This window comes from Priestia sp. 53B2 (assembly GCF_056099005.1).
In genome coordinates, this window is record NZ_JBLZXA010000020.1 from 828,065 (window position 1) to 844,232 (window position 16,168).

The 16,168-nt window shown below is 37.4% G+C and carries 16 protein-coding genes and 2 pseudogenes; 12 read left to right on the top strand and 6 right to left on the bottom strand.

All coding sequences use genetic code 11. The features are described 5' to 3' along the window. The first annotated feature begins 10 nt into the window (after positions 1-10). From ACN6NE_RS18345 to ACN6NE_RS18370, 6 genes are all read left to right on the top strand, one after another. Positions 11-916 (top strand): C40 family peptidase, encoded by a 906-nt coding sequence (locus tag ACN6NE_RS18345; protein WP_164798338.1) that lies wholly within the window; start codon positions 11-13, stop codon positions 914-916. Between the two features lie 12 nt (positions 917-928). Then, entirely contained in the window at positions 929-1,936 is a 1,008-nt protein-coding gene (locus ACN6NE_RS18350) for an ABC transporter ATP-binding protein (RefSeq protein WP_474326369.1), read from the top strand. A gap of 14 nt (positions 1,937-1,950) precedes the next feature. Then, positions 1,951-2,712 carry a serine hydrolase gene (locus ACN6NE_RS18355; RefSeq protein WP_474326371.1) on the top strand — a complete coding sequence of 254 codons (762 nt, stop codon included), beginning with the start codon at positions 1,951-1,953 and terminating at the stop codon, positions 2,710-2,712. Between the two features lie 341 nt (positions 2,713-3,053). Then, positions 3,054-3,605, top strand: coding sequence for a hypothetical protein (locus tag ACN6NE_RS18360; protein WP_013056190.1), 552 nt, complete (start codon positions 3,054-3,056; stop codon positions 3,603-3,605). Between the two features lie 109 nt (positions 3,606-3,714). Next, the gene (locus tag ACN6NE_RS18365) at positions 3,715-4,242 is read left to right on the top strand and encodes a GNAT family N-acetyltransferase (RefSeq protein ID WP_474326373.1); all 528 of its coding nucleotides are present in this window, start codon (positions 3,715-3,717) and stop codon (positions 4,240-4,242) included. Between the two features lie 86 nt (positions 4,243-4,328). Next, positions 4,329-7,097, top strand: a complete 2,769-nt coding sequence (locus ACN6NE_RS18370; protein WP_474326375.1) for a bifunctional diguanylate cyclase/phosphodiesterase — start codon at positions 4,329-4,331, stop codon at positions 7,095-7,097. Between the two features lie 38 nt (positions 7,098-7,135). Here the strand turns inward: ACN6NE_RS18370 and ACN6NE_RS18375 are convergent. Both ACN6NE_RS18375 and ACN6NE_RS18380 read right to left on the bottom strand, forming a co-directional pair. Further along, positions 7,136-7,417 (bottom strand): annotated as a pseudogene (locus ACN6NE_RS18375) (TIGR03943 family putative permease subunit); the annotation flags it as partial. Next, a pseudogene (locus tag ACN6NE_RS18380) lies at positions 7,414-7,613 on the bottom strand (permease); the annotation flags it as partial. The pseudogenes ACN6NE_RS18380 and ACN6NE_RS18375, both read right to left, overlap by 4 nt. A 283-nt stretch (positions 7,614-7,896) precedes the next feature. Here ACN6NE_RS18380 and ACN6NE_RS18385 point away from each other — a divergent pair. The 4 genes from ACN6NE_RS18385 to ACN6NE_RS18400 all read left to right on the top strand — a co-directional run bounded on the left by ACN6NE_RS18385 (position 7,897) and on the right by ACN6NE_RS18400 (position 11,726). Beyond that, the gene (locus ACN6NE_RS18385; RefSeq protein WP_474326378.1) at positions 7,897-8,847 is read left to right on the top strand and encodes an ABC transporter substrate-binding protein; all 951 of its coding nucleotides are present in this window, start codon (positions 7,897-7,899) and stop codon (positions 8,845-8,847) included. Positions 8,848-8,937: 90 nt separating this feature from the next. Further along, positions 8,938-9,945, top strand: coding sequence for a FecCD family ABC transporter permease (locus tag ACN6NE_RS18390; RefSeq protein WP_129707286.1), 1,008 nt, complete (start codon positions 8,938-8,940; stop codon positions 9,943-9,945). Continuing rightward, positions 9,942-10,922 (top strand): FecCD family ABC transporter permease, encoded by a 981-nt coding sequence (locus tag ACN6NE_RS18395; RefSeq protein WP_129707288.1) that lies wholly within the window; start codon positions 9,942-9,944, stop codon positions 10,920-10,922. The genes ACN6NE_RS18390 and ACN6NE_RS18395 overlap by 4 nt, the downstream gene beginning before the upstream one ends. A gap of 18 nt (positions 10,923-10,940) precedes the next feature. Then, positions 10,941-11,726: an ABC transporter ATP-binding protein gene (locus ACN6NE_RS18400; protein ID WP_129707290.1), complete on the top strand. Its 786-nt coding sequence runs from the start codon at positions 10,941-10,943 to the stop codon at positions 11,724-11,726. A 27-nt stretch (positions 11,727-11,753) separates the two neighbouring features. Here the strand turns inward: ACN6NE_RS18400 and ACN6NE_RS18405 are convergent, their stop codons facing one another. Next, the gene (locus tag ACN6NE_RS18405; protein WP_129707293.1) at positions 11,754-12,053 is read right to left on the bottom strand and encodes a transposase; all 300 of its coding nucleotides are present in this window, start codon (positions 12,051-12,053) and stop codon (positions 11,754-11,756) included. A gap of 88 nt (positions 12,054-12,141) precedes the next feature. Next, the gene (locus tag ACN6NE_RS18410; protein WP_116073263.1) at positions 12,142-12,693 is read right to left on the bottom strand and encodes a TVP38/TMEM64 family protein; all 552 of its coding nucleotides are present in this window, start codon (positions 12,691-12,693) and stop codon (positions 12,142-12,144) included. Positions 12,694-13,187: 494 nt separating this feature from the next. On the opposite strand from ACN6NE_RS18410, the gene ACN6NE_RS18415 reads away from it, so the two are divergent. Both ACN6NE_RS18415 and ACN6NE_RS18420 read left to right on the top strand, forming a co-directional pair. Next, positions 13,188-13,505 (top strand): hypothetical protein, encoded by a 318-nt coding sequence (locus ACN6NE_RS18415; RefSeq protein ID WP_013056195.1) that lies wholly within the window; start codon positions 13,188-13,190, stop codon positions 13,503-13,505. A gap of 339 nt (positions 13,506-13,844) precedes the next feature. Beyond that, positions 13,845-14,369 (top strand): cupin domain-containing protein, encoded by a 525-nt coding sequence (locus ACN6NE_RS18420; protein ID WP_129707299.1) that lies wholly within the window; start codon positions 13,845-13,847, stop codon positions 14,367-14,369. Between the two features lie 33 nt (positions 14,370-14,402). Here ACN6NE_RS18420 and ACN6NE_RS18425 read toward each other — a convergent pair whose 3' ends face one another. Both ACN6NE_RS18425 and ACN6NE_RS18430 read right to left on the bottom strand, forming a co-directional pair. Then, complete coding sequence (locus ACN6NE_RS18425) at positions 14,403-15,005, bottom strand: response regulator transcription factor (protein ID WP_013056197.1); 603 nt, start codon at positions 15,003-15,005, stop codon at positions 14,403-14,405. Beyond that, positions 15,002-16,144: a sensor histidine kinase gene (locus ACN6NE_RS18430; RefSeq protein ID WP_129707301.1), complete on the bottom strand. Its 1,143-nt coding sequence runs from the start codon at positions 16,142-16,144 to the stop codon at positions 15,002-15,004. The genes ACN6NE_RS18425 and ACN6NE_RS18430 overlap by 4 nt, the downstream gene beginning before the upstream one ends. Between the last annotated feature and the right edge of the window lie 24 nt (positions 16,145-16,168).

The window sequence follows — 16,168 nt, forward strand, 5'->3', positions numbered from 1 at the left end:
TAAATAAGTGATGGATAAAAAAGCGTATTACGTTTGTGTAGCTGTGGCGACTGTTTGGACTTCCTATGACTCTAGCAGAGAAATAGATGACAATGCAATAAGTTTCCCAGTAAAACTGGATAAATGGCTAGAACAATTAACGTATACACGCCGGTTGGAGCTTTGTGAGAAAAATTTAGTTCAAACGCAGCTGTTACTAGGAGAAGAAGTATATGTAACGGAAATGAAAGGTAAATGGGCAAAAATCGTTATTCCTTCTCAGTTTTCTTCTAAAGATGAAAGAGGATATCCCGGGTGGGTTCCTTTCCACCAACTGATTTCTCAAGCTGAATATTTTCCATTGAATAAACCAACGGCAGTGGTATCAGCAACGATTGCGACCCTGCACCTAGCGGAAAAAGCCTTGCAAATTAGTTATCAAACGCAGCTGCCTCTTTTAAAAGAAGATAAAGAATGGCTAGAAGTTCAAACGCCGGTTGGCAGTGGGAGAATAAAACGTCAAGATGCTGTTGTAGTAGAGGATAGAAACCGTAAAGTAAAAGGAACTGGGGATATGATTATTGCAGCAGGAGAACAGTTTTTGAATCTTCCATATTTATGGGGTGGCATGAGTGCCTGGGGATATGATTGTTCCGGGTTTGCCTATGCTACTCATAAAGCAAACGGATATCTTATTCCAAGAGATGCAACCGATCAAGCAAGGCAAGGAAAAGAAGTAGGGTTAGCCTCTATTCAACCTGGGGATTTGCTGTTTTTCGCTCATGAAAAAGGTGAAGGGTCTATCCACCATGTTGGTATTTATTATGGTAAAGGAAAAATGCTTCATTCACCTAAAACAGGTAAAACCGTTGAACTGATTGAATTAAAAGGAACGCTTTATGAAGAAGAGCTGTGCGCAGCCCGGCGCTATTATTAGGAGGTGGCAGTTATGACAACGAAGCATTTGTTAGAAGTAAAGCAGCTGAGCAAATATTTTCCGATTACGAATAAGCAGGTTTTGAAAGCAGTAGACGGCGTGTCTTTTCACATTTCAAAAGGAGAAACCTTTGGACTTGTTGGTGAATCCGGCTGCGGAAAATCAACTGCCGGGCGAACAATCATTGGGTTGTATAACCGTACATCAGGAGAGGTGCTTTATAAAGGGAAAAACGTGCATGAGCTATCAGAGAAAGAAAAATTTGCTTTTCATCGTAATATGCAAATGATTTTTCAAGATCCATATGCTTCACTAAACCCTCGTTCTACCGTGAAGGAGATTATCTCAGAACCAATGGAGGTTCACGGACTTTATTCGAATAAAAAAGAGATGCTGAACCGCGTGTATGAGTTGCTAGAAGATGTCGGGCTAAATCGTGATCATGCCAATCGCTATCCTCATGAATTCAGCGGCGGGCAGCGCCAGCGTATAGGGATTGCGAGAGCTTTAGCACTAAATCCAGAATGCATTATTGCAGACGAACCTATTTCTGCTTTAGATGTGTCTGTACAGGCTCAAGTAGTTAATTTATTAAAAAAACTCCAAAAAGAAAAAGGGTTAACTTATTTATTTATTGCACATGACTTGTCGATGGTAAAGCATATAAGCAATCGTATTGGAGTTATGTATTTAGGGCATCTAGTAGAATTAACAACAAGTTCGGAGCTGTATCAAAAACCGCTTCACCCTTACACTCAAGTTCTACTGTCAGCTATTCCTATCCCTGATCCTGACGTTGAGGATAATCGGAAGCGAATTGTTCTTAAAGGAGAATTACCGAGTCCAATTAACCCGCCCTCTGGCTGCGTGTTTAATACGCGCTGTCCTCTTACAGTAGCAGCCTGTAAGACTCAAAAGCCAGAGTGGCAGGAAGTTGAAGACAATCACTTTGTAGCCTGTCACTTATACAATCAAAAGATAGTCAGTAACAACTATATTGAAACAGCTGCGACAAAATGATGGAAAGAGCGAGAATGAAAATAGAAGATGCAGTTACTACATGGAAGCGGAGTAATAATGGACTTATACGTATTCATATTGAAGGAAAAGAATCCATACAGATTAATTCTTTTATCCAACAACGAGCAGCAAGTACAATCAAGCTGTTGCTTGCAATAGAAGCGTTTCGTCAAATTGATGAGGGTATCTTGGCTTTAACATCTGTCATTCAAAGAATGGAAAAAAACACGGTTGGCGGAGCAGGCGTACTTAAAGCTCTTCCGCGGTTAACACATATTAAAGTGGAAGAGCTGCTTACCCTTATGATAATTGTTTCTGACAACACAGCTACAAATGAGCTCATTTCTTTAGTAGGATTTGAAAAAATTAACGAATGTGCTAAAGATCTAGGATTAAAGAAAACCCTTTTAAACCGCTATATGATGGACGAAATCGCTGTTGAAAAAGGGATTGATAATTATACGTGTGCCTCTGACGTAGTAAAGTGTTTAAGGGAAATATATGAAGGAAACTTTTTGCAAAAATCTAGTCGCGAAAAAATAATGAGAATGTTAGAAATGCAGCAGTTTCAGCATAAGCTTCCAGCACGTATAGGATCAGCGTTTCAAGCTGCGAATAAGACTGGAGAACTACAGGGAGCAGAACATGATAGTGCTATTCTCATGCGAGGTAACGAAACGTATTATGCCGTTGTTTTGATAGATGGACTAAGTGACAATGAACAGGGAAGGAGATTAATTGCTGATATTGGATACCTTCTGTCATCTAACATCTAAAAATCTTTTGATCATATACTTCAATAAGCGGGATTGGTTTGGGCCCTTTTATTTAATGTCTTCTATCAAAGAAAAACTCACATTTACTAATAATAAATGCTTCTCTTCTCAGATTTTGGCGAGACCATTGTTTGCTGTGCTAGATTTGTGCTAGTAATAGATAAACATGTTCTTTTTCATAAGATTTTATGAAAAAATAATGATAAATCATTCATCCTATACCAACTTATTCATATTTTTTATATAATAGAATAATAGTATATATTTTAAACGAATAGTGAATGTCTATGCAAAGCAGCAAGGAACATGAAATTATTCGATTCATAAATGGTGGTGTATGTATGGCAAACGAACATGTAATGATAGATATTATAAAAGCATTTAAACGCAATTCAACTGAATCCATTGCCATGGATTTAATTAAGGAAGTGCGGGGGACATTTAGTCCATTACCTAAATATATAGCGGATTTAATTGATGAGCTGAGAAAATTAAATTTAAAAGACGAAGTGATCAGTGTAATCTTGTATCAATCCGTATATGTGGCAGATCATCAATTTAATATTAAAGATACCATTACCAATCGTCAGTTTGTAAAAGATACGATTGAAATGGGCAGAAGATGGGTGCATCAGTACGGCCGAATTGAAACAGTAGAAGAAGCAATTCATATTGCAGAGCAAGTATCTACAAAAGAGGACTTGCCTCATCATTTGCAAACAGCAACAATTGACGAAAAAATTACGCTTGAGGTGCAGCTCGATCATCAAACGTATGAAATGTTAAAAAATATAGCGGTTTATTATGATCATCATTCCTATGAACAGTCAATGACTGTAGCAATTAATCGTTTATATACGCAGCTGCGCGATGCACAATCAAAGAATAGTTAAATGTCAAATCTCACATGTTCCGTGCACCATGTGAGATTTTTTAAGAGGTAAAAGAGGAGCAGATGAAAATGTCTTGCTCCATCATTCACCAAAAGGAGGGAGAACATGGATGAGGGTATATTTATCTCCTCTTCAAAAAAAAGATGCTTCTAAAGTTTTTGCATATTGGTCGGATGAAGAGGTTACTAGATATATGAATATTGAGCCTTTTACGATGCTTTATCAGGCGGAAAGCATGATTGCACTTCTCCAAAGTTTGACGAAAGAAGGGAAAGCAACACGCTATGCTATTCGATTAAAGACTTCCGATGAGATCATTGGAACCTGCGGTCTAAACCGTATTGATTATGTTAAAAAGCAAGCAGAGATAGGGTATGATTTAGGCAGACCTTTTTGGAAAAAAGGCCTCATGACAGAAGCGCTCTGCCTTTTGCTAGAAAAAGCTTTTGAAGAGTTTCATATACAAGAAATTGAAGCAAAAGTTGATCCTAATAATAAAGATTCAATTACTCTTTTAAAAAAATTCTCGTTTCAACTAGAAGAGGCGTATGAGTCAGATGATTGTACTTGTTTATACACCGTCAACAAGGAAAAAGTGAGCGCGATATTGTCAGGACGTTCAAAAGGTAAGAAGTAAATCAAGCATAAGTTCTTTTGAAATAGTAAATATTTTTAGGCCTTAACCGATAACAAAGAAAAGAACGAATTGAAGGAAGGTCATCAATGAATCATCATACACATTTACTAGAAGGGACGTACAATGAGTTACTCGTTATACTCTCTTTCCTTATCGCTATTACTGCGGCGTACGCTTCTTTTGGGTTAGCTAATCGTGTGAAAATTTCCCGGGCAAAATTTATTCAGTTTTGGTTAATCAGCGGGGCATTTACATTGGGAGTAGGCATTTGGTCAATGCATTTTATCGCCATGCTTGCTTTTCACTTGCCCGTAGATGTTTCATATAATTTATGGTTTGTTCTTCTCTCAATCTTGGGAGCGATAACGGGATGTTATATAGGCCTCTACCTCATTCACAAACAAAAGAAAAGTATAAAAGCACTTATCATTGCAGGGAGCTTTATGGGAGCTGGAATTGTTTTTATGCACTATTTGGGCATGATGGCTATGGAGCCAATTATGGTTTCATATGATCCATTTATCGTTTTTCTCTCTATTCTTATTGCTGTTGCTGCTTCTAATACAGCTTTGTGGCTTGGTTTTTACTCAAAGCTAAATGAAGGGAAGCTTACCGTTTTTGCTAAGGTTATTTGTTCTACTATTATGGGCATTGCTATTGCAGGTATGCACTATACGGGCATGCAGGCAGCTTCTTTTTCAGGAATGTCAATGTCTGAACACTCAAACGGTTTTGCCTTAAATCCAATATATTTATCCGTCGTTATTGTTTTTTTTATTGTCTGCCTATTTACGGCTGTGTTTTTAACCATTTTTATGGATCAACGGGTACAAAAACAAGAAGTTTTAAAATGGGCTTTTTTTGAATCCGCCCTGGATGCTATTTTGGTGATCGATGAAAAAAGACATGTTTTATCGCTCAATTATGCAGCAGAAACGCTTTTCTCTCTTAAAGCATCAGATGTAATCGGGAGTAATGTTGTTAAGTTGCTGCCCTTCTATGAATTTCCTTCTCTACAAGACGGACGAACTGAGCACTCCCTTTTGATAAGTAATAGAGAAGTTACGGTTGAGATAACGGTGATGGCGGTAGGAATTGAAGAGACGGTTGAGTATATGCTGTATATCCGCAATATGACGCAAGAGCGCGAAGCGGAAAAAACGTTGATTGAAGCAAAAAATCGCTATGAAAACTTGTTTTACTCCTCTCCATTGGCAATTATGGTCCATCGAGAAGAAGAGGTCGTGTCTGTGAATGATGCTATGATTCAGCTTTTAGGAGTAACGGAAGACCAGCTCGTTGGTAAATCGTTATATGATTTCTTTTCATCTGAACAAGTTCCTGATATTAAAAAAGGATTGAAGGCAGTAAAGGATAGAAAAGATGAGCCAAGACCTCCATTAGCTCAGTTGAAAATGTTTAATGCGTTAGGTAAGGAACTCTTTTTAGAAGTAAATTCTACGCTCATTCAAATTAATGGAGAGACGCTTTTTCAGACAGTAACTAGAGATGTAACGGAACAGAAAAAAGCTCAAGAATCGCTTCAATATATGGCTTTTCACGATATGCTAACAGATTTACCAAATCGAAGTATGTTTTCAAACATTGTAGAAAAATCCATTGATTCAGCAGCAGCTTCAGGAAAAAAGCTTCATTTCTTATTTTTAGATCTAGATCGTTTCAAACAGGTAAATGACACGCTTGGTCATCATGCTGGAGATCAGCTTATGCTTCAGGTTGTTGATCGAATGAAGAGCTGCCTAAGAAACCAAGATGTGCTTTCGCGTTTTGGAGGAGATGAGTTTTTAGTTTTACTGCATGATAGGACGGATGAAGAAGTGAAAAAAATCTGTCAATCATTAAATGACTGCTTATCCACTCCTTTTGTAGTGCTCTCGAGAGATGTTTATTTAGGGGTAAGCATCGGAGTTAGTTTATTTCCTAAAGATGGAAATTCGCTTGAAGTGCTAGTTCACCATGCTGATTTAGCGATGTACGAAGTCAAAAAACAAGGGCGTAATCATTATCTGTTTTATCAAAAAGAAATGCAGGTTCATACTACGCGACGAATGAGAATTGAAGATGGTTTACGCAAGGCTTTTGAGCTGGGCGAAATGGAGCTTCACTATCAGCCGAAAGTCAATATTCAAAGTGGCCATATTGTTGGAGTGGAGGCTTTGATCCGGTGGACTCATGCCGAGATGGGCGTCATTTCTCCCGCAGAATTTATTCCGATTGCTGAAGAAACAGGCGTTATTGTTACACTGACGAAATGGGTATTAAAAAAAGCGTGCCATCAAAATAAGTATTGGCAGCTTCAAGGACTTCCTCCCTTAAAAATGAGTGTGAACATATCAAGTGTTGATTTTGGCACAACTGATTTTGTTGATTATGTGTTAGGTGTCTTGCGTGAAGTAGAGTTAGAATCACGATATTTAGAACTTGAAATTACAGAAAGTGTAACGATGAAGCACGTTGAGCAAACAATCGAAAAGCTACAAATCTTAAAAGATGCAGGAGTATTTATTTCGATTGATGATTTTGGCTCAGGATACTCCTCGTTCAGCTATATTCAGAAGCTGCCTATTCATACACTGAAAATTGACCGGTCTTTTATTAAAGATTTAGATCCTAATACAACGGAAGTATCGATTGTCAGAGCCATTATTACACTAGCCAAAAGTTTGCAGCTATCCGTCGTAGCAGAAGGTGTAGAAGAAGTTGAACAAGTAGAACTTCTTCATAAAGAAAAATGTGATGAAGTGCAGGGATACTATTTCTCCAAACCGATTTCAGCGGAGGAATTTTATGAGAAATTTCATAAGATCGAAGAAAAAATGGAGTTTGTTCATTAATGTAAAAAGCCGTTCTTATTTAAAAGAACGGCTTTTAATTATTGGTTATTTCGATATACATAAGGGTCCTTTGGAGCCTGCTCACGCTTCACTTTTGTTACTTTCAAAACAGGAATGGTTTTTTTGAACGGCTGATAATACATTGTACTGACTTCACCTGTAACAGTTGCCCAGTCATCATTTTTAAAAGCAGTGTCATCTGGAAACTCAATGAGCATTCCAAATACCCCTGAATCTGCAATACAATGAATAATACCAAAGCGAAAGAGAAAATACTGATTCTTTTTCAATTCCTTCGTATGATACATAAATCCTTTATAGGAACAATTCTACATTCACAGGCTGGAAAAAGAGCTCCAATCACACTAGCTAATAGGACAGCACCTATTTATTTTTAGGAATAACTTGAGCCATCATTTCATCAGTTACAAAAATTTGAAGAATTCCTGAAATGATTACGCCCAGTAATACAAAAGGAAGGGCTTCGATGAGAATACTAATAAATATAGTATTCATTTGTAATAGAAACGAATTCACTATCTTCACTCCAATATTAAGATTATTTAAAAGTGCATTAGTGCAATAAAGTAGAATGTGGGCAAATTAAAGATAGTGTATCGTAAAACAGGAAGGGAATAAAGCTTTTTCAAGAAAGGGATTAAAAGGATTTTTCTGTTATTTATTCAAAAAATGTCCCATATTACGAGAAAACTATTGACGCACCTTTAATTAACAGATAACATTGGTGATAATGATTATCAGCGTCAAAAAGAGTATATACATAGGAGGAAGCGTTAAAATGAAGCAAATTAAAAAGGTTAGACTTGTCACTATAGCTGCTATTGTTTCTATTTTATTTGTTCTAGCAGGATGCGGGTCAACTCAAAATTCATCAAAAGAAAATTCAGATAATAGTCAAAAGGTATCTGTTCAGCATGAGCTTGGGAAAACAAAAGTTCCTAAAAATCCAAAAAAAGTAGTGGTTCTTGAACTATCCTTTGTAGATGCTTTGCAAGGCTTAGGAATGAAGCCAGTAGGAATTGCAGACGACAACAAAAAAGATATGATTGAAAAACTCGTAGGTGGGAAGATCAATTATACTTCAGTAGGAACACGTCAACAGCCAAATTTAGAAGTAATTAGTTCCCTGCAGCCGGACTTAATTATTGCCGATGTGCAGCGTCATAAAGCAATCTATAAAGAATTAAACAAAATTGCACCTACAATTGAATTGAAAAGCCGTGAATCTACATATGAAGAAAATATAGACTCATTTAAAACAATTGCGAAAGCAGTAGGAAAAGAAAAAAAAGCACAACAGCGCTTAAATGAGCATGAAGAAACAATTTCAAAATTAAAAAATGAATTAAAAGAAGAAAGTGGTCAGACAGTCTTACCAGCAGTTGTCAGAGATACTTCTTTCCAAACGCATACGTCTTCTTCTTATGATGGAGAGTTTCTTGAAAAGCTAGGGTTGAAGAACGCTGTGCAAAACAAAGAAGCATATGCTGAGATGAATTTAGAACAGTTGTCAGACATTAATCCAGATATTTTAATCCTAGCAAATAACGAAGGTAAACTTGTAACGGATGAATGGAGAACAAATCCTCTTTGGAAAAATTTAAAAGCTGTTAAAAATGATAAAGTTTTTGTAGTAGACCGTGATTTATGGACAAGATTCCGAGGAGTGATTTCAGCTGAGGCAATTGGAAAAGATACGGTTAAGTTACTAAACAATAAGCAGCAGTAACATAACAGAGTCTGACAAAGAGGCGAGAATAGTTATTCTATTCTTGCTTCTATTTGTTTAGAAAAGAAAACTGTAGAAAGTGTGTTGGAAATGACAAATCTTGTCCAAAAGCAAAAAATGAATAAATACATTGTGTTGGTAGCTAGCGTTTGTTTGTTAATCATCGGAATGATTTTGCATGTGGCTGTGGGATCTTCTGCTGTTAGCTTTACAGAAGTAATTAAGGCAATTTTTGCGCCTGATGACTCTAAGCAGACAACAATCGTACAGACGCTTAGACTGCCAAGAGCTGTGCTGGCAGCTCTTATTGGAGCCAGCTTGGCAGCTGCTGGAGCATTAATGCAAGCCATTACACGAAATTCGCTTGCTTCACCCCAAGTGTTTGGAGTAAATGCTGGTGCTTCATTAGCGATTGTAATAGCTTTTATTTTATTTCCTGACCTTACCTCTCAATCAACTGTGTATATTGCTTTTTTAGGAGCAGCTTTAGGAGGAATAACTGTTTATTTATTCGCATCGGGCGGAAAGACAACTCATGTGAAACTAGCACTTGCCGGAATGGCCGTACATTTATTTTTATCGTCACTTACTCAAGGAGTAATTGTGTTAAATGAACAAGCTACGGACGTTTTGTATTGGCTTGTAGGTTCTATTAACGGGAAAGACTGGACTCATGTAAAAATTCTTTTACCTTGGTCGTTTCTAGGTCTTCTCCTAGCTTTTGGATCATCTCGTTCTATATCGATCCTAGTGTTAGGAGAAAATATGGCAACAGGGTTAGGAGAAAAGGTAAAATGGATTCGCTTTTTTGCAGGTATACTAGTCATTATGCTTGCCGGTGCATCTGTTGCCGTTGCGGGGCCAATTGGATTTGTAGGTCTCATTGTACCTCACATAGCTAGAAAATTAGTAGGGGGAGACTACCAGCGAATTCTGCCATTTTCAGCTCTATTAGGAGCCATCTTGCTTGTTTATGCTGATGTACTGTCTCGTTTCATTGCATATCCTTTTGAATCGCCAGTAGGGATTGTAACAGCTCTTATTGGAGCGCCTTTCTTTTTATACCTTGCTAGAAAAGGGAGGAACATTAAGCAATGAAAAGAAAACATCCTTACCAAATCTTAAGTATCTTATTATTATGTTTAATAATCACGGTTGTAATTAGCTTAGGGGTAGGAGCCGTTTATATTTCCCCAGCAGCAATCTTTCAACAAATAACTGGGAGTTCTCAAGAAAGTTCATTTATTTTAACAAATTATCGTATTCCACGCACCCTCATTGCTATTGTTGTAGGTGCGGCTTTAGCGGTAGCAGGAGCTATTTTGCAAGGAATATTAAAAAACCCACTGGCATCTCCCGATGTTATCGGTGTAACAAAAGGAGCAGGGCTATTCGCCGTTTTTATCTTAATTGTATTTCCAGCTGCTTCTATGCTTCTGTTGCCACTTTCAGCTTTTTTAGGAGCAGCAGCCATAGCCGTTATACTTATGGTGTTTTCCTACTCTCAAGGAGCTAAACCTCATACGCTGGCTTTAGTTGGCGTAGCGTTAGGAGCTATTTGTCAGGCTGGAATTCAGTATTTTATGATTAAGTTTCCAGATGACGTGAATACAACTCTTCTTTGGCTCACAGGAAGTTTATGGGGAAGAGGCTGGAGTGAGCTTTGGATGTTAATTCCTTGTGTTGTACTCGTGCCTTTTATTATTATATTTGCATCTAAGCTCGACATTTTAAACTTAGGAGATGAGATTGCAGTTGGCTTAGGAGAGCGAACGAAATACGTTCGTTATACACTATTGAGTATGGCTGTGATATTGACAGGATTATCTGTAGCTGTGGTTGGGTCAATTGGTTTTATTGGTTTAATTGCTCCTCATATTGGTAGGAGGTTAGTAGGAAGCCGTTCGAAGCTCTTGTTACCAGTTTCAGCAGCAGTAGGTGCTTTATTCCTGCTAATTGCTGACAGTTTAGGAAGAGGGGTTATGCCACCCGTTGAGATTCCAGCTGGAATTGTAACAGCTGTTATTGGCGCCCCTTATTTTCTATATTTACTGCGCCGTGAACAGAAAAAATAGAGGAAAGGAGAAACAGTAATGACAAAATTAACTGCTGAAAAACTTTCACTATCATATGATTCAACTTCAGTTATTCGTAATATTGACCTTCACATTCCAGAAGGAAAGGTAAGCATAATCATTGGATCAAATGGCTGCGGAAAGTCAACAATCCTTCGTTCATTGGCCCGTTTATTAAAGCCTACAGAAGGAAGTATATATTTAAATGGAAAAGATATTCATCGTCATTCATCAAAAGAAGTAGCAAAAAAACTGGCTATTTTGCCTCAAGCTCCTGAAGCTCCAGAAGATTTAACAGTAAAAGAGCTGTGCTATTACGGTCGTCACCCTCATAAGGGCTTATTTGCTCGCTATTCTGCTGAAGATCATCAAATTGTAGAGGAGGCTTTACAGGCAACCAAACTGTCTGATTTAAGTGATCGTACACTGGATGCTCTTTCTGGAGGACAGCGTCAGAGAGCCTGGATTGCAATGGCATTGGCACAGGGTACCGAGCTTCTGCTGTTGGATGAGCCTACTACATATTTAGATTTAGCTCATCAGATTGAAGTGCTTGAACTTCTTCGTTCCTTAAACCAAAAGAGAAAGTGTACAATTGTGATGGTCTTACACGATTTAAACCAAGCAGCTCGCTATGCAGACCATTTAATCAGTATTTCAAACGGTCAGATTTACAAAGAAGGTTCTTCTGCTCAAGTATTTACAGAAGAAATGATAAGAGACGTGTTTAATTTATCCTCAACTATTATTCAAAATCCGGTTGATGGTTCACCTTTATGCATACCAACTGGAATCATAAAATAAACTGTATTTTAAAACAGCGTACTATTTTTACATAGTACGCTGTTTTACATTTAAGGTCAGAGCTAACAGTTTATACAATACATAGATTCCAAGGTATGCACCGGTTAATAAAAAAGCTGAATTTAAAAAGATTGCATGAATGCTCGTCATAAAAACAGTATGGTTTTTTAAGATACGATAGATAGAAGCAGCAGCTATATTTCCAAATACTAGCGCTGAAAGAAGGGCTAGCGTATTAAAAATCAGCTCTGCTCCTTTCCATTTGAGTGAAAAAAAGAGCATGATAATAGGAACAATAATACTTCCAGAAACCAACAGAAAAATCAATGGACCATCTCCAATACGTTATCTTATTACAGTTATATAAGATAATGTTTTTGCTTATTTTTAGATAGTCTTCCCTTTTTATAGTCTGTTAAGCTTTTTTCTTCCATTTTTTACTTATATAAAAAAGTAAAATGATGGATAAAACCACTAAAATGATTTTGCCTTGCATAGATCCTTGTGAAATATGATAAACCGAATAAACTTCAATAAAAAGCGCTGGAATTTTTCCAAGTGCGCTAGCAGAAATGAATACCGCAAAGGAGCCTTTTCCTACAGCGCTGAAGAATGTAATGAGGCCTGATGGAACAAAGGGAAGTAATCGCAAAGAAAGAATCAATATAAAACTCTCTTTCCCTTGTACGCGCAGCAGCTTTAGCCACTTGGAGTGAGAAGGTGTTTTTGTATGAACAAGCGTACGGAAACCTTTTCGATACAGCCAAAAAGAGAGAGCTGCACCTAAAACTTCTCCAATAAAAGAAAGTAAAAATCCGTTCCAAAAACCAAATAATTTTACGTTTACGAACGTAAGGGGTGCGCTTGGAAATACGCCCGTAATGCTAATAAGGATGTTCAAGAGAATGCTGATAAACCCAGCTGCTTCTAAATGTTCAAGCAGAAATGTTTGAAGATAGTCAGTCATGGTTATACTCCCATTTATGTTTTACTTGTAGGGCTATTATAGGTGATTTTCTACTATTATATAATTTTTGGCATGAAATAAGTAGGTAAGCAGTTTATAAAAAACGAAACAGGGTAACTACTTACTAATGAAAGATGACTTACTGATTTGAAGGGATGGACAACTCATGTTGAAATTTTTGCTTGTTATTGTAGTTGTATTATTAATTATTATGATTTTTAAACGCTTTATCCGAAAATAAAAATGCTAACTAAGCAGCTCGTGAGATCTTTCTCACGAGCTCTTTTGCGGAGCTATTCAGTAGCTCAACAATACACTTTTTACCTGTGATGAATATCACTGCAGCTAGAGAAATGAAGGGGTAAGATAGAAATGGGAGGGAGGTATATGGAATTATTATTCTATCTCAGCACTTATTTATCAGGGGGAGCTATCGCATTATGGCTAATTAATGCAGCATTTAATGGATTATTAAAATAACAGAGGGAGAGAAAATGAACGATTCTAAAGGTATATTTAACGATAAAGAAAGAAAGCTTGCTCGCTATTTGGAGACGTACACAACTGAGCAGATTTTAACTGAAGCAGGCATGTCTTCGTCTGCTGCGCTATATGAGTTGAAAAAAATAAGATTACCGCGGGCAGTTGCTAATACGATTGTTTATTACGTACTGGCAACAAATAATCAAAAGCTGGTTATGTACAAACTGCTCATGTTAGCTGGCGTTTGTAAAAAGCTTGGCATTCAAGATGCACAGGCAGCCCTCACTTTTATCAAAAAATATTACGTTTGTCATCAGCATTTACACTAAAAAGTACATCTGTCTGAGGGGGAAAAGAGATGAATATTGTCCCGTTTAAGCAGCGTTCATCTGCAAAAAATGATCAAGGCAGAGAACAGCCGTTTCAATGTTTCATTGAGGGAGATCGATTTCAGTTAGATTTGTATATGACATATTTATTTCATTGCTGCCATTCTAGCAGGTATAGATATAGCCGTGCTAACAGAAAGGGTAGGATGTAATGATAAGATACCAGTGGTAAGCGGCTTCATTTTTCCTGATGGAATAATGAAGCCGTTTGTTGTGTTAGAAAGAATGATTTACTATGATGTAGTTAATGATAAAAGAAAAAGGAAGGGAAGGAACGTAATGGATTTACATAAGTGGGAATATTGGATTTCAAAGCTTGAGCTTCAGCCTCATCCAGAAGGAGGGTTTTATAAACAAACCTATCGCTCCAATGATGAAATTTCTGATAAAGAAGTGTCATCGCAGTTTGATGATAAACGATTTCTATACACGAGTATTTACTTTTTATTAAGGTCTCAAGATGTATCGCATTTCCACCGGCTGCAATCAGATGAACTATGGTACTATCATGGGGGAAGCCCTTTAACCATTCATATTATTTACCGCGACGGAACCTATCAAGAAGTAAAACTAGGTACAAACTTAGAAAGTGGAGAAGTTCCTCAATTTTTAGTTCCAAGAGATACGATTTTTGGTTCCTCTGTGGCAAATGAGAATACGTTTTCTCTCGTTGGATGCATGGTCGCACCAGGTTTTGATTTCCGTGACTTTGAATTATTCACAAAACAGCAGCTGCTTGATGAATTCCCCGAGCATGTTGTGATCATCGACAAATTAGGGTACGATAAATTGCCAAATGATTAAAAAGCATGCATCTCGGTTTGATGCATGCTTTTTTCATTTGAACCAGCCTTTTTCCTTAAAGCGAGTAATGGCTTCAATGCGGTTCTTTACTTCGAGTTTGTCCAGAATGGTAGAAATATAATTGCGCACCGTTCCAGTCTTAATAGATAGTTCGTCAGCAATTTCTTTTGTGTTTTTTCCATCAGCTACTAGAGCTAATACTTCTTTCTCTCTAGCTGTAAGAGGACTGGTAGATTCACTATATAAGTCATCCACTAATTCCGGAGCATAGAGGCGTCTGCCTGCCATCACGCTTCGAATGGAATTTGCGAGTTCTTCACTTGGACTATCTTTTAGCAAGTATCCGCTTACGCCTGCTTTCAAAGCTCTTTGAAAATAGCCGGAGCGAGCGAACGTTGTCAAAATGATGACTTTGCAGTTTAAATCTTTCAGTTCCTCTGCAGCTTCAAGCCCAGTTTTAAGAGGCATCTCGATATCCATTACGCATATATCTGGCTGGTGCTGCTTAGCAAGTGATACGGCTTGTTCCCCATTTGAAGCTTTTCCGACAACTTCCATGTCATCCTCTAAATTTAACAAAGAGCCTAAAGCCCCTAACATCATTTGCTGATCTTCGGCAATGACAATTCGAATCATAATTGTTCCTCCTTAATATGTTTGACGATGTTTGGAACTGTAATATGAATAATCGTCCCCCCTTGACTGGAGATATCAAGATGGCCGTTTACAAACTCCAGCCGTTCTTTCATTCCTAAAAGACCGTTTCCTTTCCAGCAGATTTTCTTCGTATTAATACCAACTCCATTGTCTTCTACCGTTATGCCTACTTCTTTTGCAGACTGATGTAAAGTAATCGTGCAAACGGTGGCTTGACTATGTTTGACCACATTGGTTACTGCTTCTTTTAAGCACATGCTAAGAATATTTTCAATTAGCAACGACACATTCTCTAATGAAATGGCCTTTTCTCCTACAAACTTAATTTCGGCAGCTTCTAAAAGCTCTTGAACGCGTTTTAGTTCTTCACTAAGGCGGATTCCACGCATTTGAGAAACCATGTTTCTCACTTCATTAAGAGCCGTACGCGCTGTTTGCTGGACATCTTTTAATTCTGATTTTGCTTTTTCAGGATCTTTTGCAATAAGTTTTCTTGCTAAATCGCTTTTTAGACCGATAAGAGACAGCTTTTGTCCCAACGTATCGTGCAGATCGCGAGCTATCCGCTGGCGTTCTTCTTGTTTTACAAGCTCAGAAATACGTTTATTTGCATCTTCAAGCTGTTCTTCCAGCCGGTCTCGCTTCTTCCGGTTATAAATGCTAAATGGCAGTACAATCACACTGATGGAAATTACAAAAATGAAAGGAAGCTGTTTTAAAAAGATCTCTTCTTGCATAACAACGTTAAAGTTTACAGAAATAACGGTGCTAATTAAATGAACAGCATACAAAGTAAAGAAAGCGAGCCGTTTTTGGATATTTCCAATAAAATAAGCGATAAAGAAAGCAAAGTAAAAGGCAAAGTAAATATAATTAAAAATAGTTGTTAGGGCTAAGGAAATAACGATTAACAAAGCCGTCCATACGTAAACGGACTTGTCTGTTGAAACAAATGCAAAACGATAGAAAATAAAAAATAAGATGGTAAGTAACGAACCAACAATAATGTGATTCATGGATGAAGACTGTAAGATAAAATAAAATGGTAAAATGGCAAATACCGTCCATATGTAAGGAGATAGCCCAGTGATTTTTTGGAAAAACGTATATTTTTTCATAAAGAACCTCGTTTACTTGTTAAA